This window comes from Acidaminococcus fermentans DSM 20731 (assembly GCF_000025305.1).
Lineage (GTDB): Bacteria > Bacillota > Negativicutes > Acidaminococcales > Acidaminococcaceae > Acidaminococcus > Acidaminococcus fermentans.
Genome location: NC_013740.1, coordinates 2,258,168 through 2,285,102 on the forward strand (window position 1 = coordinate 2,258,168; position 26,935 = coordinate 2,285,102).

A 26,935-nucleotide genomic window follows, 5' to 3' on the forward strand; every position below is an offset into this window, starting at 1 on the left:
CCTTTCTCTAAGAAAAGAGCTTATTTGGCCTGGTCTTCAATCACGGCAGCCGCCGCTTCTTCCTTGGCTTTTTCTGCCGCTTCCGCCTCTTCCAGCTTCTGGTTTTCTTCTTTGGCAGCGGCTACGATGTCATCAGCCTGTGCCTGGAGGGACGCAGAGCTTTCCGCAGCACATTTCTGCACACGGAGAGCAGCAGCCGTGGTCTTGACCAGAGCTTTTTTCACCAGCTTGGATTTGACCACCCGTTCTCCCAGAAGGCCCAGTACGGCGCCTCCAGCTACCAAACCCGTTTTGATCCAATCTTCTTTTTCCATAGTAAAATGGCTCCCTTCTCGGCTCACAGTTTCTGTGAACCATGGTAAATTTTCCCCGGAGCATTTCGCCTATTAGGAAGCTGTGTAAACATGAGCAGGGCAGAGCGCCCGATCTTTGGGAACGGCCTAATCCACGTCCTCAAAGCCGCATTCAAATCAGATCTCAGGTACCTTACTCCAGTATCAACCGGGATAATGGAATATTATAGCACAGTTATAGCGATTTTGGGGGGTAAGTGGATAAATAGTTAGGATAGGCTCACTCGTAAGGGCGACAGCCCCGGTCGCCCGCAAAGGATTCGTCATTCATCGTAAAAAAAGAACCCGTCCCCCAAAAAGGACGGGTTCTTTCCTTTGGCCGCTGACCGTTGACAACCCCTTTATTTTCTTGCACTCAACTGTTCCACCAATGCCGTCAGCTGGTTCAGCCGGTCGTTCATGGCGTCCAGCTGGGCGTGGACTTTCTGGTTGTCCTGGCGCAGGGCATCGTTGTCGCTGCGCAGCTGCTGGACCGTCCGCATAAGGACAATCCGGCTCTGGAACCGGTCTCTCCGCTGGGGATCCAGGGAGAAGGTCACCCCGGCATTCACCATGTTCTCCCCGCCGCCGAAGCTGCCGCCCACATTGAAGCGGACGCTTTCCGTCGGCTGGTAGAAGGCCCCGATGGCCGCCGCATTGGCGCTCCGGTAATGGCCGAAGCCCGCGGCAAAGTTCAGTTTGTCCTCAGGATCGAATTCCAGGGGATGGAGGGCCGCCAGGGCAGAGGCACCGGCCCCCACCCGGTCCACCCGGCTGTCCAGACGGGTGATGGCGTTGCTCACGCCGCTGACCACCCCGCCCAGCTGGCTCACGTTCACCGCATCGGTAGGTTTGGTCCCGGGAGCCACGTCATGGATTTGCTGGCCGCCCATGGAGACATTGCCATTGCTGACTTCCACAGCGTGCGTGCCTTCCCCATCGGATGCGATTTTGATGCCGCTGCTGGTTACGGTGGTCCCGGCGGATCCGGTACTGCTATGGACGGTCAGACCCTCGTTGTTCAGGGTGCTGCTGCCGGTGGTAACGCTGGTGAGGCCGTTCAATTCCTTAGACAGCCTGATGTCCAGGCCCTCCCCGTTGGCGTTTTTCACCACGCCGATGTTCTTGTCAGTGAGTTTCGTGGTATCTGCCCCGCCGGACAGCTTCATGGATTCGCCCAGTTTTTTGGAGATTTTTTCTCCGTCGTCCCCGGTAAAGTCCCGGGTGCCCAGGCTGTCCACGGCCCTTTTGGCGGCATCGCCAGCCAGTTTCTTCACATCGCCGATGTTGGCGGCGTTGGTGTTGTCGCTGTCGTCCCCCTTGACGATACCACTGTGCACTTTGATGATGTTCTTGCCGCCAACGTCGATACCATCTTTGTTGATGGTCACTCCGCCGGCTTTGAGAGAACCCTCAGTGCCAAGATCCACCTGGTTGTTCAGCTTGATGTCGATGGACTTGCCATCTTCCGAAACAGCAGTGGTGATATTGCCATCCCCATGGATGCCAATGGTACTGCCCAGATTCTGTTTAACGTCCGACTTACCACTGGTATTGGCCTTATCCGCCGTCAGCCCGAAGCCGCCGCCCTGCTGGGAATTAATGATGCTCCCTTTCATCAGGACCAGCTGTTCTTCCGTGGCTGCCCGATGGCTGGCACCAAACCCGGCCACATCCAGGGTTGTGTTGGTCAGCCCGGTGAGGCTGTCGATGCCGGTGAGATCTTTGGCCAGCTTCAGCTGCAAACCATCGGAAGAAGCCACCACGCCGATATTGGAACCAGTGGACAGACTATCTTTATCCGTCACGCCCCCGTAAATCTTCAAAGTGCCGTTCAAAGTCCGGCTTATATTGTCCTCAGTATCTCCGGCAAAGATCAGACCATCATCCATGGTAGCCACATCATGGGGAGTGTTGCTCTGATCCGTATAGGTGAGACGGGTCTGGTCCTGCTGGGCCAGGTTCTTGGCACCGGTATAGACGGATACCGCAGCCCTGGTTCCAGCCGTGGTTCCCGTCAGGTCCAGATAGCCTGCGCCATCAGCCTGGCGGAGGGCAGCGGCCTGATTGCCATTATCGCTCAGGGCAATCCCGGTATCGCCAGTGATGTTCACCTCTTTGGCAGACTTGCCCTTGAACTGCATGCTGCCGTCTGTGCCTTCGATGGTTTTACCATCCCCATGGACACCGACTTCCAGATGATCCTGGAGTTCTACGGAAACGTAATCCTCGTTGTTATGGTCTTTCTTCACCTTGGTCAGGATATTAGCCTTGCTGCGATCCCAGAAATCCCCGGAGCCGTCATTCTGTTCATTGGTCACAGGGGCATCCCCGAAAATCCGGATGGCACTGCCCAGATTCTGTTCGATGGTGGCATCCACGGCTTCGCCTCTGCCACCGGCCGTAATGGCAAATGTCCCGCTTCCCAGGACCCGGGTAATGGAATCATTGACCTTCTTCAGCTGGTCTTCCGTAGCCGCCCGGCCGGAGACATAAGTACCATTCCAATCCTTGTTGGAGAGGCCCGTTACATAGTTCCCCGTTTCATTCGTCTGGTTCGAATTCACAACTGTCTGATTCCCCATAACCACCGTGCCGGCTTCCACCGTATGGAGACCGGTGATATCCTTGGCCAGCTGCAGGGAAAGGGTGGTATTGCCGCCAGAATCCTGGCTGGCAATGACGCCGATGTTGTTGTTCTTCGTGGGATCTGTGGAGTTATCCACCAGGTTATCCTTCGTGACACCGCCTTTGATGGTCACTTTCTTATTGAGCGTGGTGTTGGCTGTTTCACCATTATCACCAGAGAGCTGTAAACCATCTTCCAGGGTGGCCACCGTATGAGAATGACCATTACCGCCATCATAGGTAATACGGGACATGGCCGTCTTTAAAGTCGTCGTGTTATCCTGCGTCGTATCGGCATAAGTCGCCTTGATGGAAACAGGACTGATGCTACCGTCCTTATTCTGGCCGTTAATCTTGAGGATACCGGTTTCACCATCAACACCTGGTGCACCTGCTTTCCCCAACGTCATGGTATGCGCATTGAGGTCACGGTCCAGCTGAACGGTCAGGGTACCCGTATCTTTATTAGCCAGGACCTGCACATTGGCGCCGCCATCATAGTCGCGGCCATTTGCACCGGTTCCCTGAATGATCAAGGTATCGCCCAGATTCCGATGAACCGTAGTATCCTCATTATTGCCTTTAAAGTTCAAACCCGTAGCTGTCAGGTCTGTCTTCACACCATTGCTGACAGTCTTCAGGTCGCCAATGGTTGCTGCATGGTTCAACACATCCCCAGCAGCATTTTCAAAGGTCGTACCATCCAGGCCGCTCTGTACATTGGTAATCTGCTTGCCGCCGTTGGACAGACCATCGGTGGTCAGTTTTACCTTGTCCGCATCAGACCCCTGCTTCGGCGTAATGACAACACCATTGCCATCTACCACCGTAGTGGCTCCAGTTATCCCATCCGTAAGGGTCGTCTTCGTCAGGTTCAATTCTTTATTCAGAGAAACGACGATGGCCTTGTTGGCAGAATCTGCTTGCGTGGACAGGTTGATGTCACCGCCAGTAGTAATCTTGATGGAACTGCCGAGATCCTGCTTGACCTCCGTCGCATTCGTGCTGTCAGCATTATCGGCGCTGAGGCCAAAGCCGCCGCCCGTAGCCGAGCCATTGACAATGGACTTGGCCACGTTCTGGAGCTGATCTTCCGTAGCCGCCCGGCCGCTGACGATATCATCGGCATTCCATTTGGTATTGGTCAGGCCAGTGATATAATCCCCAGTCTGGGCATTAGTCCCTTTGCCAGAAGTACCGACATTCTGAGAGCCAATCTTGATTCCCTGCTTACCTGTTTCAGTCGGCGCAAAGCTGATGGTGCCCATATTCGTCAGGTCTTTGTTCAGCTTGATGGTCAGGCCGTCACCGGCATCGTTCTTCACCACACCGATATTGCCGTCCGTCAAGTTTCCAGTAGCAGCCCCGCCCGTGATATTCAAGGTACTGTTGAGTGTCCTGCTGACCACCTTTGTTGAATCGGTCTTGGCATCATCACCGGCAAACTTCATGCCATCGTCCAGGGTGGCAATGGTGTGACGCGTGTTCAGGTCATTGTCTACCGCATATTCCAAACGCGGAGATGTTTCAGCCGTCAAGAAGCCCTTGCCACCATAATTCTGATACAGTGCGGAATAACGGCCACCGTTGTTGCCCAAATGAATGGAACCGTCACTGCCGTCCATCTCAACATAGGCACCTGTAGCGCCAGTTACTCTCACTGTACCATCAACAGTACTGGACCCTGCCGTCAGGCTGTTAGCCGTCAGGTCATTGTCCAACTTCACCGTGATGGTGCCATTGTCCATGGTAGTGGTGATGTTATCCGTGTTATAGGTGTGCTTCTCTTTTGCTGCACCGCCCAACACCCTGACAGTTCCTCCCAGCTGGGCATTGTAGGTATCACTGCCATCCGTTTTTTCAGCAGCATTGGCCTTGAAATTCAGGCCCTGCCGCAGAGCCGCATTGCTGGCAATACCAGAAATCACCACATCCGTAGGAGTACTTCCCGCTACGTTATTTTTCACCTTCAGCGTTACCTTGCCATCGCTGCCTACCGTGTATTCACCACTGTCGGCGGTCACCAGATGGCTGTCCTGATTCAGCACATTGGTCAGGTCAATACCCGGAATGGCAGCACCGCCATTTTTCGTCAGATTCAGGGTCTTACCATCCGTGCTGACACTGCCGCCGGTTACATAGTAATCGTGGAGCCCGGTAAGTTGCCCAGTAGTCTTGTCATTTTTTCTGACTAAAGTCCCTGTGCCTTCCCCATTATTGCCATAAGAAACGGATCCACTTTCTACATAAATATCCGAAGCACTGGCTTCCCCTTTGATGGTTTTCGCTACTTCATTCAGCTGATCTTCCGTAGCTGCCCGGCCGGACATAAAATGATCCGTCACCCATGCTGTATTTTTGAGTCCTGTAATACTGGTAATGTTTGAAGTGGCACTGCCGTTGGCACCGCCGCCGGGCTGGCTGCCGATGTAAATACCATCGGTTCCATCCGTACTTCCCACACGGACCGTGGTAAAGGTTACATTGGGTTGGGTTGCAATGGTAATGGTTTTGCTGCTGTCAGTCGGTGTAAGAGCGATATTATCCCCCGCTGCAAAAGTGAAGGTATTGTTGGCAGGAGTAACCGCCAGGGTCTGGTCTCCCACTTTGGCATTCCAGCCGGCATTCACTGTATCAGACACACTCTTCAGCTGATCTTCCGTAGCCGCACGGCCACTCACAGCTGTACCGTCCCAGGTTTTGTTGGTCAGGCCGGTCAGATAGGTGTCTGCACCAGACTTGCCAAGGGTGGCCCCGCCGATGGCGGCCGTTCCCGTATTCCCATTCAGGGTGACTTTATCTCCCACCATTACAGTTCCGGCCGTGCCATCCAGGGCAATTTTCTTGGCAGCATCACTGCCCAGTGTCACGCTGTCATTCAGGGAAACCTTATAGTCTACCGTTCCATCAGCAGCGGTGGTCTTATCGACTTTCGTATTCGTCCCATCGCCGCTGACGGTTACGATCTTTGCGGCAATATTCTTGACATCGCCGATATTGGCGGCATTGGTGTCTGTTCCATATACCGGATTATTGGAATCATCATATCTGGATGCACCGCTCTTGACCTCAGTGATCTGCTTGCTGCCGCCGCTGATGCCGCTGGTGGTGACACTGGGACCATTATTAATGGTCAGGCCTGTGCCGCTCAGGGTGGAAGAACCGGTAGTCAGACTGCCGTCGGCCCCATTGATGGTGATGGCATTATTGTCCTTCCCCACAGTCACCTTGTCCGCCGTAAGCTGGGTGTCCATCTTCACGGTGATGATGCCGTTGTCATCGATTTCCGTGGTCAGGTTGTCCGTCTTGTAGGTGTGCCCATCCTGAGCATCGTGGGCACGGACGGCCACGGTGCTGCCCAAAGCCCGGTTGACCGTTTTATAAGAGTCATCAGTTCCCTTGGTATTGGCCTGGAAGTTGAGACCTCTGCCAATGGTTTCGGTATTATTGGCAATATTTGTCTTGTTGGCATTCACCACATCGGACACGCTCTTCAGCTGGTCCTCCGTAGCAGCCCGGCCGGATACATAATTGGTCTGCCCTACGGTCCAGGTGGTATTGTCCAATCCGGTGAGATAATCACCGCTCCGAGTGGTATCATTGCCATCGGTCTGCTTGCCCAGCTTGGCGCCGCCGGCCGTCACCGTATCGAGGCCGGTGATGTCCTTGGCCAGTTTCAGGGACAAGGTGGAGCCATTGGCAGTAACGCCGATATTGCTGCCCGCTGCCAGGTTTGTGGCGCCGCCGGAAACCGTCAGGGTGTTGTCCAGAGCCACGCTGCCCGTTCCCGCATCTCCGGCCAGCTTGAGGCCATCGCCGAGGGTAGCCACGGTATGAGCCGTGCCGTCCCCGTCGGTATAGCTGATGCGGCCCGTGCCATTGGTGCCGGCGAGTTCCGGCAAAGCGGCATAGCCCGCCGTGATGGTCGTGGCCTTGTTTGCATTGCTGCTGTCTGCTCCCACAATCTTGATGGAGCCGGCCTGTCCGCCGGAAGTGCCGTTTTCCGTACCGGCCATGACAGAGTCAAACGTCGGATTCTTGTCCAGAGCGATGGAAAGGCGCTTATTGGCCGTATCCGTCAGGACTTTCACATTTTGGGTGGAATATTCCTCGTCTTTCTTGCGGCCGCTGCCCTGGATCTGGAGGGTGCCGCCCTGGTCGAGGTGGACAGAAGTACTCGTGTCATTACCCTGGAAGTTCATGCCCTGGCTTGCCAAGGCTTTGAGCTGGGCCACGTTGACCGCATCCGAATTCTGAGAACCTGCTGCTACATTGGTAATCTGGCGGGTAATCTTGACTCCCGTCGCATCAGTACCGCCTACAGAAACAGCACCAGAGGTAGCTACCCAAGTGGTAGTATCAATATCCGTATCTGCCGACGTGTTGCCTTTATCGCCATCATCTTTAATCAAGATATTCTTGACTTCATCAGGAATCAAATATCCCTGTTCTCCACTTCCTCTATTGGCAATAGAATGAGCACCTAAGGCTACACCACCTTCCGCTGCGGCATTGGCGCTGGTACCAAAGGCGGAAGATTCCACTCCACCTGCCATAGCCGAGTAGCCATAAGCGGCTGAACCAGTTTCCGCAGCTTCTGCACCATAACCAACGGCCACAGCCGCACCATGGTCGGTAGACTCTACATCATCATTCTTCGTACCAGCCTGCGCGCCAAGGCCCATGGCAACGGAGAAATTGCCGCTGGCATTGGTGCTATTGCCCACGGCCACAGATTGCGTACCGGCTGCTTCATTGCCATAGCCGATGGCCAGGGAATTCATGCCCGAAGCAGAGCTCTTGGCACCCATGGCCAAGGATTGATCGCCAGATGCCTTAGTTTCTACGCCAAAGGCCATGGAAGCCGAGCCCGTGGCGCCATCATTGTAATAATTGGCCAGGGTATTTTCCTCTGCTGGCGTAATTGGATTGCCATCTTCATCCGTAGTAGCCGTCTTGATGCTCAGGAAGTGGCGGCCTGCCTGCTCCAGCTGGTCTTCCGTAGCTGCCCGGCCGGTCACATAGTTTCCAGGGGTCCAGGTGCGGTTGGAAAGGCCCGTCACAAACAGCCCTTTTGCATTGGCTCTGGCAGATTCCAGCTTCAGCGTGCCATTTTCAGTAACGGGCTTCATATAGTCATAGGTAAAGCTCTGATAGCCCATTTGGAGAGTACTCCCCGTGTGAGCAACCGTGACCCCATTGGTGTCCACCCGGGTATTCCCCACCGTCAGGGACCCTGCTACGGTAAGATCTACATCTTTGGCCAGCTGGACCTTCAGGGTGCCGTCAGAAGCATTGACTCCGATGTTATTGTCCGTCAGGGTGCCTGTGGCTCCCCCCAGGATATCCAGTTCCTCGCTGAGATTTCTGGTGAGGGTGGTGGTACCATGGTTGTCCCCGCCGAATTTCAGGGCCGTTGCATACTCCTGACCGTTGATGGTGAGGCTTTTCAGTTCACTGGACCCGGTGGCAGCCGTATTGACCACCACTTTGGAACCGGTGGTAAACACCTGGGATACTGTAGCTCCATTGGTGGTGTTGGACAGGGTCACTGTGGTATCCTGACCGTTGGTGCCGCCCCCTCCGGTGACGGTAATGGCTCCGTCCACGGCCTCAGGGGTGCCGTTCCCGTTCCGCATGGCGGTGATGGTGGCTGCAGGCGCTGCGTTCGTGCCCCTTTTTGCCATATCCACGGATTTGATATCGTTGTGATATAAGGCCACATCGTTGCTTTTCAGCACATCCAGGTCCTTGTTGTAATCCGATACCCGGTACGTGCCCATGGTGGCACTGGGGTCCGTCACCGGGGCTGCCCAGTAGCTGTAATATTTTCCGTCCTTTATAGCCGTCATGAGGATTTCGTTGTTGGCCCCATAGACGGTGCCTTCATAGACTTTGGATCCATCATAACTGGTAAAGACACCGATTTTGCCGCCTATGACATACAGGTGGGAGGTGTCCACCGCCTTCCCTTTGTAGGTATACTGATTCAGGGTCCCGTTCCATACCAGGTCATTCCCCACGGACACAAATCCCCGGGGATTGCCGTTGGTCCCTGCAGAGGGATTGTACATATCCGCATAGCCGTCTTTGTAATAGGTGCGGTTGGCAGTATTGGCCTGGGTGTGTCCTTCCCAGGAAGGTTCGTAGATGATGTAATCCCAGTTTCCGGGCACCTGGGTACCACCGGCCTGACTCAGCCCTTCAAAGGCACTGGCAGAAACCTTGTTCAGGGATTCCCCCACATTGGTGGAAACACCGGTGGAAGAAACGGCAGAAGTGGTATTGGACAGGATATCAGCCGGCTGATTCCCACTGCCGGTAAAAGCCACGTCAAATTTTTTATCCGACCGGGATAAGGTAGTGTATTTGCCATTTGTTCCCTCCGTCAGGGTATAGCCTTCCCGGACCCAGTATTTGGTCCTGCCGTCAGAAAGGGTCACTTTGTGATAGGTGGCTCCGTTGAAGGTATTGGTGTCCTGGCCGTTGTCGTTGCCCTTTACACTGCCGGAATCCACTGTGACCAGAAACGCCACATACTGATTCTGGGTAGCAGCCGATACCGCAGGCTGTCCTGCCGCTTCTGCCGGCGTCCCGTGTCCGCCCAGGGTCAGCAGGCACACACACAGAGCCCCTGCTGCCAGATGAGCCGCCAGCCCCGGATGACTGGACTTTTCCTTCCCAGCCCGTTTGGCCAGCTCAGACACCACCACATAGCAGTGCCGGACCCGGCTCCAGATGACTTTATAAATTTTGTTCATGACAGATTCCCTCCTGAATGACTGTAACCTGTTGCCCCGAAAAGTCTACTTCTTTATTTTGTTTTTCCTTTATCAAAAGGAAAAACAAAATTCTATACACTTTATGACCTCATTATATGTAGCTGTTTAATACTTGTCAATATTGATTATTTATTCATCTTTTCTTCGTATTTAATGTTATTTTATGTATGGGATGAGTGGTTAAGGGGTTGGATCCGCAGGGGCGGCAGACCCGCCAGGGTTAGGTGATTGGGTGATCAGGTGGTTGGGTACCTAAACCGTAGGGGCGGCAGGCCCGGCCGCCCGCCAAGGGGGCGTTTCCAATCGGCAGCATCTGTCCCCGGCAGATGGTCTCCTTTTGCGTGGGATGGTACCGGGGCGGAAATTTGTTCCAAAAAAGAACCCGTCCCCCAAAAAGGACGGGTTCTCGCCAATGGCCATTGACAACCTATTCAAATATTGAAATCCCGTTTGATTTCCTCAAACATGTCTTCCGGTTTCTTCGCCGCCGCATCCTGGACAGCAGCCGGGTCCACCGGCACCTGGTGGACGGCTGCCCGGCGGCAGTCAGCGGAAACCTCAAAGGGAATCCGGTTTTCCCGGACGGTCCTTCTGGCAAAGATGGTGAAAGCGGTGGTCATGTTCATGCCCACGTTGCTGCAGAATTCTTCAAACTCTTTTTTCAGCTCCGCGTCCATGCGGATGTTAACATTAACGGATGCCATATCCATCAACCCCTCTAATCGTGATGTATTGCATTATACAGCTGCTGCAAAGGAATGTCAACAAGGAGGTGTTGTCATTGGCGGGCGGCCCTAAAACGCCGCCACCGTCCCATCCGTCCTCCCCTCCGTGGCTCCCACCAGGGTGCCGTCTTCCCGGCGCCAGATGATCTGACCCCGGCCGAAGGTGGACCGGTCTTTTTTGACGGTGATTTCGTGGCCCCGGGCCCGGAGTCCTTCCACAATGGCCGGATCCACCTGGGCTTCCACTTCCACTTTCTTTCCTTCGATCCACTGCCACCGGGGGGCATCCAGGGCCGCCTGGGGATTCATGTGGAAATCCAGAGTGTTCAGGATCACCTGGAGATGGCCCTGGGGCTGCATGAAGCCGCCCATGACCCCGAAGGGCCCTACGGCTTTCCCGTCTTTGGTCAGAAACCCGGGGATGATGGTGTGGTAGGGTTTCTTCCCGGGGGCCAGGCAGTTGTCCATAGCCGGATCCAGGCTGAAGTTGTTCCCCCGGTCGTTGAGGGCGATGCCGGTGCCGGGGATCACGATGCCGGAGCCAAAGCCCCGGAAATTGCTCTGGATGAAGGAGACCATGTTCCCTTCTCCATCGGCGGTGCACAGGTACACGGTGCCCCCGCTGAAGGGTTTGCCCCACCGGGGTTCCAGGGCCTGTTCCCCGATCAGGGTCCGGCGCTGGTCCGCATAGGCCTGGCTCAGCATGTCTTCCACCCGGGTGTGCATGAACCGGGGATCCGCCACATAGTGCCGGGCATCGGAAAAGGCCAGTTTCATGGCTTCGATCTGTTTGTGATAGCTGTCCAGGGTTTCCCGCTGTTCCAGGTGGAAACCCTTCATGATGTTCAGGGCCATCAGGGCGGTGATCCCGTGGCCGTTGGGCGGGATCTCCCATACATCATAGCCCCGGTAGTCCGTGCGGATGGGTTCCACCCACTGGGCCCGGTAGCCGGCCAGGTCTTCTTTCCGGAGGAAGCCGCCGGTGGCCCGGCTGAACTGGTCCATCTGCTCCGCCAGGGCGCCCCGGTAGAAGGCTTCCCCTTCAGTCCGGGCCAGCAGTTCCAGGGTTTTGGCATGATCCGGCAGGGTGACGGTCTCGCCCACTTCTGGCGCCGCACCTTTGGGCAGGAAGGTGGCGAAGAATCCGGCAAAGGCCGGATCGTCCCGGTACGGCGCGAAAATGTCTTCCGCCGCTTTCCACAGCATCCGTACCGTGGGAGAAACCGGATAGCCGTTCCGGGCGTATTCCAGAGCCGGCTCAAAGAGTTTGGCAAAGGGCAGACGGCCGAACCGCCGGTGGAGTTCCGCCCAGGCGGAAACGGCTCCGGGTACGGTCACCGGGATCCAGCCCCGCTGGGGCATTTCTTTATGACCGGCGGCCAGGACCTTGTCCCGGGTCAGGAGACCGGGAGCCGGACCGCTGCCGTTGAGACCGTAGAGATGGTCTTTGACCCACACCAGGGCAAAGGCATCGCTGCCCAGCCCGTTGCAGTTGGGTTCCACCACCGTCAGGCAGATGGCCGTGGCCAGGGCCGCGTCGATGGCGTTGCCTCCCTGGAGCAGCATCCGCAGCCCGGCCTGGGCCGCCAGAGGCTGCCCGGTGCAGACCATGCCGTTCCGGGCGAAAATGGTCCGCCGCCGGGAAGGATAAGGATAAACCGATGCATCAAATTCCATTGCCATACCTCCTGTTTTTTAATAGGATCCCACCAGAAAACCGAAATACAGGGGAAGTTCCAGGATCTGCCCCTTCCGGGACACATTGTCAGCGGTGAGCTGGATGGCCTGTTCCACCTGGTATTTTTCCGGCTGCTGGAGCAGGGTCTTCAGGCTCTTGGTGTTGCCGGTGGAAGGGGTTGCCTTCACCAGGGTGCTCTTGCCCTGGCAGCGGATGACGAAATCCACTTCCAGCCCGGAATTTTTATGATAGTAGTAGAGCTTCCGGCCGCCCTTGCTGAGAAGGTCGGCGGCCAGGCTTTCGTACACGGCTCCCTGGCAGCCGGACAGATCGCCCTGGAGCAGTTTCAGCCGGTCCTCCCCGGTGAGCATGGCGGCGTAGAGCCCCACATCCTTCATATAGACCTTGAATATGGAATCGATGGCGTGGCGTTCCAGGGGCAGCCCCGGTTCCGTCAGGTTGTAGCACCGGGTGACGATGCCCGCTTCTTCCAGCCAGGAAAGAGCCCCTTCGAACTGGGACGCTTTGGAGCCTTTTTTCAGCTGGGCATACTGGTACTTTTTGTTTTCCTTGTTCAGCTGGAGGGGCACCGCATCCAGTACCGTCTTCAGCTTGGCCCGGGCCCGTTTGTTCACGTCCACGAACAGGTTCTCCTCATAATCCCGGAGGATGGCCTGCTGTTTTTCCAGGACGGCGTTGATGTCGTGGGTCTGGACATAGGTTTCCACCACTTCCGGCAGCCCGCCCACCAGGGCATACTGCCGGAGCAGTTCGTTGAGCCGCAGGTGGAGGGCCTCCGGCACGGGAGTCTCCTTATCCAGACTCTGGTGGAGCATATCCAGCACCGGGGTGGTGATGCCGTTGGCCCAGAGGAATTCTTCGAAATCCAGGGGCACCATGTTCACCACGGTTTCGCAGCCCACCGCAATGGGAGCGGGCTCTTTGCCGTAGCCCTTGACCCCCAGCAGGGACCCGGCGGCGATCACATCGTACCGGCCGTCCATCTTAAAGGCCTTCAGAGCACTGCGGGCTTCGGGGCATTCCTGGACTTCGTCCAGGATCAGGACGGTCCGGTAGGGTTCGAACACGGCTTCCGGACCCACCAGGGCGGTGATCAGCATCACCAGGTAGTTCACGTCCACCGAATCCCGGAAAATGGCCGCATAATCGGGCTTTTCCTGGAAGTTCAGGTATACCACATGGGCGTATTCCTTTTTGGCGAAATCCAGGATGGAAGTGGTCTTTCCGCAGTGGCGGCACCCCTTGACCACCAGGGGATTGTGCTGCGGGACCTGTTTCCAGGTCTGCAGGAATTTTTCGATCTTGCGCTGAAGCATAGGATTCCTCTTTCTTTCCCTTAAATACTCACTTGACTATAGAAGCTCCTTACACTTTACAGGAAATGAGTCCATTTTTCAAGGAAGTTTTTGTGTTTTTTCCTTTTTATTTTTCAGCGGCTTTCCGGAAGACTTTTTCCACCAGTTTCAGGGTCACCTGACAGGATTTTTCCAGAGAAGGCAGGGGCAGGAATTCATACCGGGAATGGAAATTCAGGGCCCCGGTGAAGTAATTGGGGGTAAAGATGCCCTGGGTGGACAGCCAGGAGCCGTCGGTGCCGCCCCGCATGGCAATGGTTTTGGGGGTGATGGCCAGTTCTGCCAGGGCTTCATAGAGGAAATCCACCGCTTCCCGGTTGTCCGAAGTCATGGCGTCGGCAATGTTGCCGTAGATGTCTTCCAGGGTGCAGCGGATCCGGGCCCGGGGTTCCCGGGCCTTCAGCCGTTCCACATTGGCCAGGATGGTCTGTTTCCGGGCTTCATACCGGGTTTTGTCGTGGTCCCGGATGGCCAGCTGGACCGTGGCCTGGGAGGCATTGGACTGGATGCTCTTGATCCAGATATACCCTTCCTTCCCTTCGGTGCATTCCGGGGTTTCCTTCCGGTCGAAGAAATTGGCGAAATCCACCGCCAGCAGGGTGGGGTTCACCAGGTTCCCCTTGGCGTTCATGGGATGGGCACTGATGCCCTGGATTTCCACGGTGGCGGCTCCGGCATTGAAGGTTTCATACACCACTTCTCCCAGGGCGCAGCAGTCGATGGTATAGGCGAAATCCACCGGGAACCGGCTGATATCCAGGGATTTGGAGCCCTTCAGCCCCACTTCCTCATCCGGGACGAAGGCCACATAGATATCCCCATGATGGATCTCCGGATGGTCCGTCAGGGTCTGGAGCATGGTCATCACATTGGCCAGGGCGGCCTTGTTGTCGGCCCCCAGGACGCTGGTGCCATCGGTGAACACAATGTCCTGGCCCACATAGTCCGCCAGTTCCGGATGGTCGGCAGCCTTCATGACAATGTTCTTATCGGCGTTGAGGACCACGTCGCCCCCAGGATAGTTCCGGATCACCTGGGGATGGACCTGGGGACTCAGGTTCACATCCACCGTATCCAGGTGGCAGCAGAAGCCGATTTTGGGCACGGTGCCGGTGAAGCCGGCGGGCAGGTTGGCGGGCAGCATTCCGGTAAGGACGCAGCGGTCGCTGAGCTGGATGTTTTCCAGGTCCATCACTTCCAGTTCCGCTTCCAGCTGCTGGGCCATATGCCACTGGTCCGGGGTGCTGGGAACAGCGGCGACCCCGGCCTTGCTTTGGGAAGGGATATTCACGTAACGGAGAAAACGATCAAGCAGTTGTTGAGTCAGTTGAGACATGGGCAATTCCTCCTTGGATTTGTGTTGTCGGGGATATTATAGCATAGGATGCGGAACAAAGCGGGCGGACAGAAAAAGGAACCAGGTGCACGAGATGGCTCCAGATGCGCGAAAGCGGAGATTTTGGAGTTGGGCATAGTACATAGTGGTACATGCCCAGCTCCAAAATCTCCGCTGACAAAGCAGATGGGGTCTTATTGTGTGCAGGGGTTATGCGTCAGCCGTTACCAGAGCAAGCCCAATCCTCCCCCTCCCCTCATCCACGCTGATCACCTTGACCTGGACCGTTTCTCCGGCGCTGACCACATCCAGGGGATGTTTGATCCGTTTCTGGCTCATGTGGGAAATGTGGATGAGGCCGGCGGTTTTGATGCCGATGTCCACGAAGGCGCCGAAATCGGTGACATTCCGGATGGTGCCCCGGAGGATGGTCCCCACTTTGATGTCCGACAGTTTCACGATGTTCTGGCGGGTCAGAGGGGCCGGAAGATCGGACCGGGGATCCCGGCCGGGAGCCACCAGGGCATCCAGGATGTCGTGGACGGTGGGTTCCCCGGCCTCCAGTTCCCGGGCCATCCGGGCTTCATCCACCTGTTTCCGCCGGGCGGCCAGCCGTGCCAGTTTTTCTTTGTCCTGCAGGTCTTCCAGGGCAAAGCCCAGCTTTTCCAGGATCTGCTGGGCCAGGGCGTAGGATTCCGGATGGACGGGGGTGTCATCCAGAGGAGACTTGCCCCCGTGGATCCGCAGGAACCCGGCGCACTGGGTAAAGGCAGCCGGGCCCAGCCGGGGCACCTTCAGCAGCTGCCGCCGTCCGGTGAACCGGCCGTTGGCGTTCCGCCAGGCCACAATGTTGCCGGCGGTGGCGGCAGTGATCCCGGCCACATGGCGGAGCAGGGCGGGAGACGCGGTGTTCAGGTCCACTCCCACATGGTTCACCACCCGTTCCACCACCCCGTCCAGGGTGCCGGCCAGGGCTTTCTGGTCCACATCGTGCTGGTACTGGCCCACCCCGATGGCCTGGGGATCGATCTTCACCAGTTCCGCCAGAGGATCCTGGACCCGCCGGGCCATGGATACGGCACCCCGGATGGTCACATCGTATTCCGGCAGTTCCTCCTGAGCCAGTTTGGAGGCGGAATAGACGGAAGCCCCGGCTTCATTGGTAATGAGATAATGGACGTCCTTCAGCTGGTGTTCCTGGATCAGCCGGGCGGCAAACTGCTCTGTCTCATAGGAAGCAGTGCCGTTGCCGATGGACAGCAGGGTTACATGGTGCTTTTGGATCATGGACAGGAGCAGGGCCTCGGCCTTTTTCTTCTGGCCTTCGCTCTGTGTCACCTGGATCACCCCGTGGTCCAGCACCTGGCCGGTGGGATCCACCACCGCCACCTTGCAGCCGGTCCGGTAGCCCGGATCCAGCCCCATAACCGTATGGCCGGCCAGGGGAGCCTGGAGCAGCAGCTGTCCCAGGTTGGCCCCGAACACCTTGATGGCCTGGTCTTCCGCCTGTTCCGTCAGCCTGCTGCGGATTTCCCGTTCCAGGGCCGGGAACAGCAGCCGTTTCCAGCTGTCCGCCAGGGCTTCCTTCAACTGGTCCCGGTAGATGCAGGGCCGGCGGAGCACCCGCCATTCCATTTTCCGGAGGGCCTGCTGTTCATCCCACACCAGATGGACTTTCAGACAGCCTTTCTTTTCGCCCCGGTTGATGGCCAGTACCCGGTGGGAAGGCAGGGTCCGGACCGGTTCCCGGTAATCGGCGTACATCAGGAAGGTCTGGGCCTCTTCCGCATCTTCCACCAGTTCGGTCTGGAGGAAACCGTGGTTCCACAGCTGTTCCCGGAGGGTCTGGCGCAGGGTGGGATCTTCCGCCGCCAGTTCCGCCACAATGTCCCGTGCGCCGGCCAGGGCGTCTTCCGGGGTCTCCACCCCTTTGTCCGGATCCACATAGGCCCGGGCGGCGGTCAGGGCATCTCCCTTCTGGTCCCGCTGGAGGAGGAAGGCGGTAGCCAGGGGTTCCAGGCCTTTTTCCCGAGCCTGTTGGGCACGGGTACGCCGTTTTTGCTTGTAAGGCAGATAATAATCTTCCAGTTCTGTCAGTTTCTGGGCATTTTCAATGGCTTTCCGCAGGTCCGGGGTCAGTTTTCCCTGTTCGTCGATTTTGGCCAGGATCTCTTCCTGGCGCTTCACCAGGTTCCGGAGGGTGCCCAGCCGTTCTTCGATGGTCCGGATCTGCTCATCCAGCAGGGAGCCGGTGACTTCTTTCCGGTAACGGGCGATAAAGGGGACGGTGTTGCCCCCATCCAGGAGTTCCACGGTCTTTTCCACCTGCCAGGGCTGGACGGACAGTTCCCGGGCAATGCGCGGGGCGATGTCAGTTTGTTTCATTGGATATTTTCCTTTCGTAGAAAAGAGGGCTGCGGATTATACCGCAGCCCCGACTCTTTCCAGGCACACGAGATGGGTTATGCGTCAGCCTTTAAATATGTTTCACCCATATCGGGTACGTACTCAGGATGATGACTATCAGCAGCGTCACATAATCTCCCAGGTGCAGTTTCATGGGCCGGCGGTTCTTGTAGGTGTTGGGGCCGAATCCTTTCAGTTCCATGGACAGGGCCAGGGTGTCGGATTTGGCCACCGCCCGCATCACCAGGGGCTTTACCACCGCCAGGTAGGCATAGAGCCGTTTGAAGGCGTTCCCCCGGTTGGAATAGCCCCTGCAGGACTGGGCATCCAGGGTAATGGCGGAATCGGACAGGAAATCCGGCACGAACCGCAGGGCCGTGGTGAGCATGAAGGCATATTCATAGGGCATGTGGAACTTTTCCACCAGGGCCTGGGCAATGTCCTGGATCCGGGTGGACGCCAGAAGGCACAGGAAGGCCGTGGTCATCACGAACATCCGCAGGCCCCCGGTAAGGGCCACATACAGGGGAGAGCCGAACAGCAGCTGGAGCAGCACCATCATGCCGGTGAATACGGTCAGGGTGCCGATGGCCGCCATGGTCATCCGGTCCCGCTTGATGGTCAGCAGGATCACCAGTTCCAGCACCAGCAGGCTGGCCACTGCGGACACCGGCAGCAGGAACACCCAGGCAGTGACCGCCAGCACCAGGATCAGTTTGGTAAATGCGGTGATTTTCATGCCTTGGCACCTTCTTTCGGCTGGATTTTTTCACACAGGTCTTCCGGACTGTCCGCCATTACATTGAACAGAGCGCTGAGCCGGGCCATGACGGGCTGCTTCAGGCCCCATTCCCCAATGGGCCGCTTCCCGTCGAACAGATCCCCGGTTTTCCCGTCATAGACCAGCTGGCCGTCGTGGAGCACCAGGGCATGGGTGGTGAACTTCCGGGCGATTTCCATATCATGGGTGATCAGGATCAGGGTGATGTGCTTTTCTTCCTGGAGCCGGGCCAGGTATTCCATCATATGCTGTTTTTCCTGTTCGTCCTGGCCGTTGGTGATTTCGTCCAGGATCAGGGTCCGGGGCTGGAGAGACAGCGCCACCGCCACCCCCAGCCGCCGTTTCTGGCCGAAGGACAGGCCCCGGGGATACTGGTCCAGATAAGGGGTCAGCCCCATGGCTTCCACTGCATCCCGCACCTGCCGGTCCAGGGCTTCTTTGGGCATTTTCCGGTTCTGGAGCCCGTAAGCCACCTCATCATATACCGTATCCCCCAGCAGCTGGAGGTCCGGATTCTGGAACACATATCCCACCTTGTCCGCCAGGTCCGCCGGTTCGTAGCCGGCAATGTCCACCCCATCCACCAGCACCTGGCCGCTCCGGGGATGGTCCAGGGCCATGAACAGCCGGCTGAGGGTGGTCTTGCCGCTGCCGTTGTGGCCCAGAAGCGCCACTGCTTCCCCGTCTTCCACCCGGCAGGTGATATCCTGGAGCACAGGGACGCCTCTCCGATAGGCGAAGTTTACTGCTTTTGCTTCAATCATGCCTTGCCGCCTCCCTGAAATTTCTGGAGCAGTTCTTTTTCTGCTTCCTCTTCCGTTCTCCAGTCGCCCAGCTTCACCGGGTATCTTTCTTCCAGGCCCAGTTTCACCAGCCACAGTTCCGGCAGGTTCTCCCGCAGATCTTCCTGGGCAAAGGCGGTCCGGGCCGCTTCTTCGAATTTCCCCTGCACCCGGGCTTCCCCGCCGCTGATCAGCACCAGATCCGTCATATAGGGCAGCAGGTAGTTCAGGTCGTGTTCCACCACCACCACGGTCATCTGGTGCTGCTGATAGATTTTGTGCACCAGGGCATACAGGGACCGGGCTCCGTCCGGATCCAGAGCGGACACCGGTTCGTCCAGGATCAGCACTTCCGGCCGGCAGGCCAGCACCGATGCAAGCAGCAGCCGCTGCCGCTGTCCTCCGGACAGTTCATCCAGCTGGTAGTTTTCCCGGCCGGGGAGCCCCACGTCTTCCAGGGCCTGGCTCACCCGGGCATCCACTTCGTCCGGAGAAAACCCATGGTTCAAAAGACCGAAGGCGATTTCTTCCCCGGCGGTCAGGGAAACCATCTGACTTTCGTAATCGTCCATCATAATCCCCACCCGCATGGCAATTTCCGAGATCTTCCGGCCCTTCAGGTCTTCTCCCAGCACTTCCACGGAGCCATGGTACCGCCCCCCGTAATAATGAGGGACGATGCCCGTCATGGCCTTGCACAGGGTGGTCTTGCCGGCGCCGCTGGGCCCGGCGATGGCGGTGAAGCTGCCCTTCTGGATCTCCAGGTTGATGTCTTTCAGCACCAGATCACTGTTCAGATAGGCAAAATAGAAATCCGAAATCCGGATGGCTGTTTCACTCATGGCGTTTTCCCTCCGTGGCAAAGAAAATCTTCCGGACCGGACCGTAAAGTACCTGGGTCACAACTCCGTTCAGCACCCCTACGGTGAGCACCACCGGCAGCATGGCACGGGTCCATACCGCAAGGGGCAGGCCCAGCACCAGTTTCAGGATGTAGGTGAATACGCTGCCGCTGACCGTGGTGGCCAGAAAACCTACAATAAAAGGCTTCACTTTCAGCTGCTCCAGATGGGCCAGGGCGAAGGCCTTCACCAGGATGCAGGCGGTCATTGCCCCGCACAGCTCACTGGCAATGTTCCCCAGGGGGAAGGCGGATTTGGAGGAAGGGATCAGCGTCAGACCGGCCACAAAGCCGATGCCCAGCGCCCGGGTCAGCCCCGGCCTGGTCAACGAGATGGTGATGGAATACATGGCAATGGTCCAGTTGGGGGTGACCCCGCCCACGTTGGGGCTGATGGTATGGAGGATGACTCCAATGGCCAACAGCAGGGCCGTCATGGCCACCCAGCGGTGGGTATCCCTGGCGGCTTCCACCGTAATCAGTTCCGGAATCGATTTTTCCATGCTGCGATGCTCCTTTGCTGCAATAACATTATAATGTATAGTTTATGGGGCCGCCGGGGGGATGTCAAGAAAAAAAGGTGCTGTGAAAAAATGAAGAATCATTTTCCCACAGCACCTTTTTGGTCACTGGTCAACGGTCAGCATTTTTCCGATTTCCGCCCTTCGGGCCGGAAAATCTGACAGCAGACTTCCAGCAGTTTCTTCTTCTGGGTTTCCAGTTCCACCAAAAGCATCTCGATCCGGTCCGCCGGCACCTGGAACACCTCCAGGGCCTGGGCCAGAATCAGCCGTTTCAGCTGCTCCCGGGGAAACAGGTATTTGAAATCGTGAGCCATGATGTACCCGCCCAGGGAAGCCCGGACCACCAGCACCCGTTCATAACATTCCTGGGCGGTAAACTGCCGGGCAAAAGTCAGATGGGCATAAGAAGCATGCCGGTCCACCAGCAGCTCGAACAGCCGGGAGGTAGTGTACAGAGTCCGGCAGAGGCTGCAGAGCATGGCGCTTTTGTCCACGGCTTCCAGGGCTATGGCCAGGGGCACAATGTACTGGTACAGGGCCAGCATTTCCCTGGGATTTTCCTTCAGCAGGATTTCCGAAGGGGCCAGTTCTTTTTCCATCACTTCCTGGGCCCGGACCAGCAGCATCTCCGAGATGGCGGCCAGCAGTTCGTCCTTGGTTTTATACCAACGGCGGAGTTCACCTTCCCCCACACCGGATTCCGCACTGATCCGGCGGAGCGTCGTCCGCTGATAGCCGATTTCCTGCAGCATCCGGACTGCCGTTTTCAGCACTTTTTCCCGACTCGCCTGCTCCTGTAGAGGAATATCTGCCAATGGTTCTTTTCTGTTTCTGCCCATACTATCTGAAACTCCATTCTTTCTGCAATTTCTTGTTGGTCCCAGTGTAGCACGGGCTATCCTCCTTCAGCAATCCCATGGCGAAAAGTTCATGATTTTCATTTTTTTGCCACATTGCTTTGGAGAAATCCCTGTAACATCCTTCGTTTTTTCCAGACTAACAGGTCAGTATCCGACTGCTCAGTCGGTTTGAACGCCAAGAAAAAGGACCGCCGCCAAAGCAGCAGTCCTTTTTCACCTGGGAGCTCCGGCTTCCCTCGGAGTCTCCCTCCCTCGTTATCCTTCGATAGCGATGTATTTCTTGTTGTCCACCTTCTGGGGTTCCTTCTTGGGAATGCTCAGTTCCAGGATCCCGTTCTCGTACTTGGCTTTCACATCAGCCTCGGTGACCCCTTCGCCCACATAGAAGCTCCGGGCGCACTGGCCAAAGGTCCGTTCGCGGCGGATATACTGGCCTTTCTTGTCTTTTTCATCCTTGTCCACACCCTTGCTGGCGCTGATGGTCAGATACCCGTTTTCCAGCTGTGCATGGATTTCATCTTTCTTGAAGCCCGGCAGATCGATATCCAGTTCATAGTGGTCGCCCACATCCCGCACATCGGTCTTCATCATATTTCTGGCGTGTTTCCCGTACAGAGGGTTCCGTGCGGTGAACACATCATCAAAGTCATTCATGAGATCATCGAACACATTGTCATTGAAAACGCTAGGCAGTAACATAAGCCATTCCTCCATTCAATCTTGGCCTTGAAGGTCAGCTTTTGGAACTACCGAAAGGCTGGATTCCTGTGGCTCCCTGAGGAGCCCCTCCCACGTTCCAGGTTCTCTTGGGAACCCTTCTCTGTGTCTTTCCTTCGTTCTGCTATTATACTAGCACACTTTGTTAGCACTGTCAAGCGTTGAGTGCTAAAAAGTCAAACTTTATTTGACTTTTACATCTTCACCTTTGCCGGAGAGGCGATCAGGAACAGGTTGTGGTTCCCTCCCTCTTTTTCCGGGAACTGACCGTACATGTCAAAGGTGGAGAAGAACCGGGCCGCCGGGTAGATGCCGTAGCCGTCCTGGTTGTGGTCCGTGGTGTCATAGGGATCTGCCACGATCAGCACATCGTCCTGGGTATCGGCGGTGCCCATATCGTCATAGCCGATGATCACCTGCCAGTGGCCGCCCCAGTCGATCCATCCCGCCAGGATGGGTTTACCGGCCTTCAGGGTGGCCTTGATGTCTTCCGGCCCAAAGGTCTTTCCGGCTTTGGCATAATCTTCGGTGGTCACCAGGTCGAAGCCCCCCACCTTCTGGAAGATGTCCTTCATCTGTTCCAGGGTGGTGCCCGGGTAGCCATCCGGGAAGCCGGGCACATCCACATCCTTCAGGGGATGGCGCAGATCCGCCAGCTTCTGTTCCGTCCAGTCCTTCTGCCGGTCATACCACCGGAGGACCATCAGAGCTGCGGCAGGCCCGCAGGACCATTCACTGGACTGCTGAATGGTCTTGAAGGCCGGCAGCAGCGTCAAAGACCCTTTGGAATGCATATGATAGAAATCAGGGTGGGCATAATAGATGGATTTTTTGTGATCCAGCTTCCGTTCGATGGAAGCAGCCCCCTGGTCCTGGGTAATCTTGGCCGGTTCCTGGAATTTCATGTCGTCGCTGAAGTTCCGTCCGGGCGCTGCCCACACCGGCAGGGAAAAGCCTGCTGCCAGGATGCCGGTCAGCAGGGCGGAAAACAGGCGGGTCGTCATTTTCATTGTATCACCTCATTGCAGTTTGGTTGTTGCACCGTTCCATTATACGAAATTCTGCAAAAAAAGCCTATGCTCTTTCCTGGAAATGGTGTATAATAGCATTGTAATACTTTTCATTACAGAAAGGATGATTCCCATGGCAAATCATGAAGAACTGGTTGCAGAAGTAAAGAATCTGGCGGCAGCCCCCAGCGTATACAGCGGGCTGAAGGATCTGGCGGAACAATGGCTGGCAGCGGACGGTACCGCAGCCCAGGCCAACCTGACGGCTCTGCTCCGGGCAGCCCTGAAGGAAGATGTGTGCACCATCGATGAGGTGCTGCCCTTCTTCGCTTCCGATGAAGCCAAAAAGGCTTTCGGAGAAGAAGCGGCCGCCCAGATGCTGGCCCAGGGCCAGAAGGTCAAGGCTGAAGGGGGCAAATACTGCTTCTGCCCGGCCTGCACCGCCGGCGCCAAGATTTTGGAGATGCTGGGAGAATAAGAAAAAGGGGGTGTGAAAAAATGCTTTTTCACACCCCGTCACTAGTCACTAGTCTCTAGTCACTAGCCGATGGAAGCCAGCTGACGCAAGCGAAATAAAGGCGCTGTGGATGATTTTTTCACAGCGCCTTTTGGCTCGCGACTCGTGGCCCGCGACCCGCAACCGGGGTGTGGATTTTTCCACACCCCCTTTTTTATACCATCTTCTCCGGATGGAACACTTTGTCGAATTCTTTTTCTTCCATGAAGCCCAGTTTCAGCACGGCTTCCTTCAGGGAAACATTGTCCTTGAAGGCCAGCTTGGCCACCTGGGCGCATTTGTCATAGCCGATGTAAGGGCTCAGGGCCGTCACCAGCATCAGGGAATTGTGCAGGTTGTGGGCCATTTTTTCCTTGTTTGCCTTAATGCCCACCACGCAGTTCTTCCGGAAGGATTCCATCACATCCCCCAGCAGCCGCACGGACTGGAGGAAATTGTAGATGGTCACCGGCAGGAACACGTTCAGCTGGAAATTCCCCTGGGAAGCGGCAAAACCGATGGCCGCATCGTTCCCCATGACCTGGACCGCCACCATGGTCACTGCTTCACACTGGGTGGGATTCACCTTCCCGGGCATAATGGAAGAACCCGGTTCATTGGCGGGGATGGTGATTTCTCCCAGGCCGTCCCGGGGACCGGAAGCCAGCCACCGCACATCATTGGCCATTTTCATCAGGTTGGCTGCCAGGGCTTTCAGGGCCCCATGGGCAAAGACCATGTCATCCAGGCTGGTGAGGGCATGGAACTTGTTGGGAGCCGTCACAAAGGGGAACCCGGTGTTCTTGGCAATGAAGCCGGCCACCTTTTTGTCAAAGCCCTTGGGTGCGTTGAGACCGGTGCCTACGGCCGTGCCCCCCAGGGCCAGTTCCAGCAGGCCCTTTTCCGCCGCTTTGATTTCCTGCCGGTTCCGTTCCAGCATGGTCCGCCAGCCGGAGATTTCCTGGGAGAAAGCCACAGGCACCGCATCCTGCAGGTGGGTACGGCCGGTGGTCACAATGCCCTTGTTGGCTTTTTCCAGCTTTTTGAAGGCCGCCACCAGTTCGTCCAGGGAGGGCAGCAGATGTTTTTCCAGTTCCCAGACGGCGGCAATGTGCATGGCCGTGGGGAAGGTGTCGTTGGAACTCTGGGACATGTTCACATGGTCGTTGGGGTGGAGCAGGGCTTCCCCGGCCATTTCATTGCCCCGGTGGGCGATCACTTCGTTTACGTTCATGTTGCTCTGGGTACCGCTGCCGGTCTGCCATACCGCCAGGGGGAAATTCCCGTCCAGTTTCCCCTTGAGGATTTCATCACAGACCTTCCCGATGGTCTGGCAACGCTTTTTGTCCAGTTTTTCCAGGGCCTCATTGGCCTGGGCCGCGCTTTTCTTCAGATAGGCAAAGGCCCGGATCACTTCCGGGGGCATTTTTTCCGTACCGATCCGGAAATTCTCGATGCTCCGTTCTGACTGGGCCCCCCAGTATTTATCCGCCGGGACTCTGATTTCTCCCATGGAATCCCGTTCCAGACGCCATTCCTCTTTTTTCGCCATGCTATCCCCTCACCTTTCTCATGATACCTGCATTATTCCATAGCCCCAAAGGTTTGTCAAATGAAGAAGGAGCCGTTGCCCATGCAACAGCCCCTTCTGTTTCACGCCGCCTGGAGGGCGGCAGCTTTCCTTTTCTGGAAGAAGATCACGCCGATGAGGATCACAGCCCCCACAATGTCGGTCTGGACCCCCGGGATCATCAGCAGCAGGGCTCCCGCCAGAGAAACCAGACGCATGACCACATTCACCGGTGCATACACATACCCTTCGCAGGCCACTGCCAGGAGGAATACCCCCAGGGCCGCCGTGGCCGCCGTAAACAACCCTTCTGCCAGGGTTGTATTGATCAGCATCAGCTGGGGCGACAGCACGAAGATGTAGGGAATGATGAACCCGGCCACCGCCAGCTTCACCGAAGTCCACCCGGTCTTCATGGGATCCCCGCCGGACACACCGGCTGCCGCAAAGGCCGCCAGCGCCACGGGAGGCGTCAGGTTGGCGAACATGGCAAAGTAGAAGCTGAACATATGGGCCGCCGCATTGGGGATCCCCAGCTTGAACAGGGCCGGAGCCGCAATGGAGGAGGTGATGATGTAGGAGGGAATGGACGGCAGGCCCATGCCCAGGATCATGCAGGTGATCATGGTGAACACCAGGGTGAACATGATGCTGGTGTTCCCCAGGCTGATGATGGTGTTGGCCATGGTGAGCCCGAACCCGGTCTTGGAGGAAACCCCCACCACGATGCCCACGCAGGCACAGGCAATGGCCACGCTGACCGTTTGCTTGGCCCCTTCCGCCAGGGCATCCACAATGGCTTTGGGTTTCATCCGGGTGGTTTTCTTCAGGGCTGCCACCAGGATGGTCACCCCGATGGTGAGCACCGCCGCATACACCACGGTGGAACCGGACATGAACAGCATGTACAGCAGGAACACGATGGGGATGATCAGATGGCCCTGGGCCTTCAGCACATCACGGGTCCGGGGCAGCTGTTCCCTGGGAACCCCCACCAGCCCGTCCTTGGAAGCCCGGAGCTGGACCTGGATCATGATCCCCATGTAGTACAGCAGGGCCGGGATGGCCGCCCACACAATGATCTCCGAATATTTAACCCCCAGGATTTCCGCCATGATGAAGGCGGCCGCCCCCATAATGGGCGGAAGCAGCTGGCCCCCTACGGATGCCGCTGCCGACACGGCTCCGGCGAATTCCGCCGAATACCCGGTCTTTTTCATCAGGGGAATGGTAAAGGATCCGGTGGTCACCACATTGGCCACGGCAGACCCGTTGATGGAGCCCAGGAGCCCGGCAGCCACCACCGACACCTTGGCGGGACCGCCTTTGGTGTGGCCGGCCAGGGACAGGGAAATGTCATTGAAGAATTTCCCCATGCCGGATTTGGTCATGACACAGCCGAAAAGAATGAACAGGAAAATATAGCTGGAAGATACGTTGACGGAAGTCCCGTAGATCCCTTCCGTATTGGCGAAGAAATGGTTGGACAGGCTGAGCCAGTCATAGCCCCGGTGCATGAACATGCCCGGGAATTCCCGTCCGTACATCCCGTAGAGGATAAAACAGAGGCTCAGGATGGGCAGGGCCTTGCCGCTGCACCGCCGGGTGGCTTCCAGCACCAGTACCACCAGCAGGGTGGCCATCACCATATCCATATCGCTGGCCCGTCCGGCCCGTTCCACGACCCCCAGATAATCATGCCAGATATAGAAGGGGATCACAAAGGAAATGGCGGCCAGGAACCAGTCAAACCAGCTGGGTTTGGTCCGGCTGGATTTTTTCCGCATGGGATACATCAAAAAACACATGGAACACATCATGGCCACATGGAGAGACCGGTGCACCAGGGTGACCGGAGGCCCGAAAATGGCCGTGTACAAATGGTACAGAGAAACCAGGATGGCAAAAATATAAAAGAAGCTTTTGATTTTTCCGGTGAATTTCCGGGTGGCGCTTTCCTTATCCACCTTTTCAATGATGGCATTGGTCTTGGCGGCCATTTCTTCCGTCATATCCCCGGTGATGATCCCG

General features: G+C 56.9%; 17 protein-coding genes. 1 reads left to right on the forward strand and 16 read right to left on the reverse strand.

The features are described 5' to 3' along the window. Window positions 1–20: 20 nt before the first annotated feature. The 14 genes from ACFER_RS10430 to ACFER_RS10495 form a co-directional block, all read right to left on the reverse strand. A complete protein-coding gene (locus tag ACFER_RS10430) occupies window positions 21–314 on the reverse strand; it encodes a DUF6110 family protein (protein ID WP_012939361.1) in 294 nt (97 codons plus the stop codon). A 380-nt stretch (window positions 315–694) separates the two neighbouring features. Further along, a complete protein-coding gene (locus ACFER_RS10435; RefSeq protein ID WP_012939362.1) occupies window positions 695–9,721 on the reverse strand; it encodes an ESPR-type extended signal peptide-containing protein in 9,027 nt (3,008 codons plus the stop codon). Window positions 9,722–10,173: 452 nt separating this feature from the next. Next, window positions 10,174–10,446, reverse strand: coding sequence for a type II toxin-antitoxin system RelB/DinJ family antitoxin (locus ACFER_RS11330; protein ID WP_041666279.1), 273 nt, complete (start codon window positions 10,444–10,446; stop codon window positions 10,174–10,176). Between the two features lie 90 nt (window positions 10,447–10,536). Continuing rightward, window positions 10,537–12,144 (reverse strand): gamma-glutamyltransferase family protein, encoded by a 1,608-nt coding sequence (locus ACFER_RS10445; protein WP_012939364.1) that lies wholly within the window; start codon window positions 12,142–12,144, stop codon window positions 10,537–10,539. 18 nt (window positions 12,145–12,162) lie between these two features. Further along, window positions 12,163–13,482 carry an ATP-binding protein gene (locus ACFER_RS10450; protein ID WP_012939365.1) on the reverse strand — a complete coding sequence of 440 codons (1,320 nt, stop codon included), beginning with the start codon at window positions 13,480–13,482 and terminating at the stop codon, window positions 12,163–12,165. Between the two features lie 106 nt (window positions 13,483–13,588). After that, entirely contained in the window at window positions 13,589–14,857 is a 1,269-nt protein-coding gene (pepT, locus tag ACFER_RS10455; RefSeq protein WP_012939366.1) for a peptidase T, read from the reverse strand. Window positions 14,858–15,067: 210 nt separating this feature from the next. Continuing rightward, window positions 15,068–17,242, reverse strand: coding sequence for a Tex family protein (locus ACFER_RS10460; RefSeq protein WP_012939367.1), 2,175 nt, complete (start codon window positions 17,240–17,242; stop codon window positions 15,068–15,070). A gap of 91 nt (window positions 17,243–17,333) precedes the next feature. Further along, on the reverse strand, window positions 17,334–18,002 hold the full coding sequence (locus tag ACFER_RS10465; protein WP_012939368.1) for an energy-coupling factor transporter transmembrane component T: 669 nt from the start codon (window positions 18,000–18,002) through the stop codon (window positions 17,334–17,336). Then, a complete protein-coding gene (locus ACFER_RS10470) occupies window positions 17,999–18,808 on the reverse strand; it encodes an energy-coupling factor ABC transporter ATP-binding protein (RefSeq protein WP_012939369.1) in 810 nt (269 codons plus the stop codon). Before ACFER_RS10470 ends, ACFER_RS10465 begins: the two co-directional genes overlap by 4 nt. After that, on the reverse strand, window positions 18,805–19,668 hold the full coding sequence (locus tag ACFER_RS10475; protein WP_012939370.1) for an energy-coupling factor ABC transporter ATP-binding protein: 864 nt from the start codon (window positions 19,666–19,668) through the stop codon (window positions 18,805–18,807). Before ACFER_RS10475 ends, ACFER_RS10470 begins: the two co-directional genes overlap by 4 nt. Beyond that, entirely contained in the window at window positions 19,661–20,230 is a 570-nt protein-coding gene (locus ACFER_RS10480) for a tryptophan transporter (RefSeq protein WP_012939371.1), read from the reverse strand. Before ACFER_RS10480 ends, ACFER_RS10475 begins: the two co-directional genes overlap by 8 nt. Window positions 20,231–20,367: 137 nt before the next feature. After that, window positions 20,368–21,090 carry a TetR/AcrR family transcriptional regulator gene (locus ACFER_RS10485; protein ID WP_012939372.1) on the reverse strand — a complete coding sequence of 241 codons (723 nt, stop codon included), beginning with the start codon at window positions 21,088–21,090 and terminating at the stop codon, window positions 20,368–20,370. Window positions 21,091–21,366: 276 nt separating this feature from the next. Next, complete coding sequence (locus ACFER_RS10490) at window positions 21,367–21,810, reverse strand: Hsp20/alpha crystallin family protein (RefSeq protein ID WP_012939373.1); 444 nt, start codon at window positions 21,808–21,810, stop codon at window positions 21,367–21,369. A 212-nt stretch (window positions 21,811–22,022) separates the two neighbouring features. Next, complete coding sequence (locus ACFER_RS10495) at window positions 22,023–22,838, reverse strand: C39 family peptidase (protein WP_012939374.1); 816 nt, start codon at window positions 22,836–22,838, stop codon at window positions 22,023–22,025. Between the two features lie 133 nt (window positions 22,839–22,971). Between ACFER_RS10495 and ACFER_RS10500 the strand changes: the two genes are divergently transcribed. Further along, window positions 22,972–23,316 (forward strand): hypothetical protein, encoded by a 345-nt coding sequence (locus ACFER_RS10500; protein WP_012939375.1) that lies wholly within the window; start codon window positions 22,972–22,974, stop codon window positions 23,314–23,316. A 193-nt stretch (window positions 23,317–23,509) separates the two neighbouring features. On the opposite strand, the gene fumC is transcribed toward ACFER_RS10500, so the two are convergent. Both fumC and ACFER_RS10510 read right to left on the reverse strand, forming a co-directional pair. Further along, entirely contained in the window at window positions 23,510–24,886 is a 1,377-nt protein-coding gene (fumC, locus tag ACFER_RS10505; RefSeq protein ID WP_012939376.1) for a class II fumarate hydratase, read from the reverse strand. Window positions 24,887–24,987: 101 nt separating this feature from the next. After that, window positions 24,988–26,916, reverse strand: coding sequence for a TRAP transporter permease (locus ACFER_RS10510; RefSeq protein WP_012939377.1), 1,929 nt, complete (start codon window positions 26,914–26,916; stop codon window positions 24,988–24,990). Between the last annotated feature and the right edge of the window lie 19 nt (window positions 26,917–26,935).

Excerpts from the sequence above, each read along its gene's own strand:
- ACFER_RS10470 (WP_012939369.1), bottom strand. The coding sequence starts at position 18,808 with ATGATTGAAGCAAAAGCAGTAAACTTCGCCTATCGGAGAGGCGTCCCT.
- ACFER_RS10480 (WP_012939371.1), bottom strand. The coding sequence starts at position 20,230 with ATGGAAAAATCGATTCCGGAACTGATTACGGTGGAAGCCGCCAGGGAT.
- ACFER_RS10460 (WP_012939367.1), bottom strand. The coding sequence starts at position 17,242 with ATGAAACAAACTGACATCGCCCCGCGCATTGCCCGGGAACTGTCCGTC.
- ACFER_RS10475 (WP_012939370.1), bottom strand. The coding sequence starts at position 19,668 with ATGAGTGAAACAGCCATCCGGATTTCGGATTTCTATTTTGCCTATCTG.
- ACFER_RS10445 (WP_012939364.1), bottom strand. The coding sequence starts at position 12,144 with ATGGAATTTGATGCATCGGTTTATCCTTATCCTTCCCGGCGGCGGACC.
- ACFER_RS10465 (WP_012939368.1), bottom strand. The coding sequence starts at position 18,002 with ATGAAAATCACCGCATTTACCAAACTGATCCTGGTGCTGGCGGTCACT.
- ACFER_RS10435 (WP_012939362.1), bottom strand. The coding sequence starts at position 9,721 with ATGAACAAAATTTATAAAGTCATCTGGAGCCGGGTCCGGCACTGCTAT.
- ACFER_RS10485 (WP_012939372.1), bottom strand. The coding sequence starts at position 21,090 with ATGGGCAGAAACAGAAAAGAACCATTGGCAGATATTCCTCTACAGGAG.
- fumC (WP_012939376.1), bottom strand. The coding sequence starts at position 24,886 with ATGGCGAAAAAAGAGGAATGGCGTCTGGAACGGGATTCCATGGGAGAA.
- ACFER_RS11330 (WP_041666279.1), bottom strand. The coding sequence starts at position 10,446 with ATGGCATCCGTTAATGTTAACATCCGCATGGACGCGGAGCTGAAAAAA.
- pepT (WP_012939366.1), bottom strand. The coding sequence starts at position 14,857 with ATGTCTCAACTGACTCAACAACTGCTTGATCGTTTTCTCCGTTACGTG.
- ACFER_RS10430 (WP_012939361.1), bottom strand. The coding sequence starts at position 314 with ATGGAAAAAGAAGATTGGATCAAAACGGGTTTGGTAGCTGGAGGCGCC.
- ACFER_RS10500 (WP_012939375.1), top strand. The coding sequence starts at position 22,972 with ATGGCAAATCATGAAGAACTGGTTGCAGAAGTAAAGAATCTGGCGGCA.
- ACFER_RS10490 (WP_012939373.1), bottom strand. The coding sequence starts at position 21,810 with ATGTTACTGCCTAGCGTTTTCAATGACAATGTGTTCGATGATCTCATG.
- ACFER_RS10495 (WP_012939374.1), bottom strand. The coding sequence starts at position 22,838 with ATGAAAATGACGACCCGCCTGTTTTCCGCCCTGCTGACCGGCATCCTG.
- ACFER_RS10510 (WP_012939377.1), bottom strand. The coding sequence starts at position 26,916 with ATGACGGAAGAAATGGCCGCCAAGACCAATGCCATCATTGAAAAGGTG.
- ACFER_RS10450 (WP_012939365.1), bottom strand. The coding sequence starts at position 13,482 with ATGCTTCAGCGCAAGATCGAAAAATTCCTGCAGACCTGGAAACAGGTC.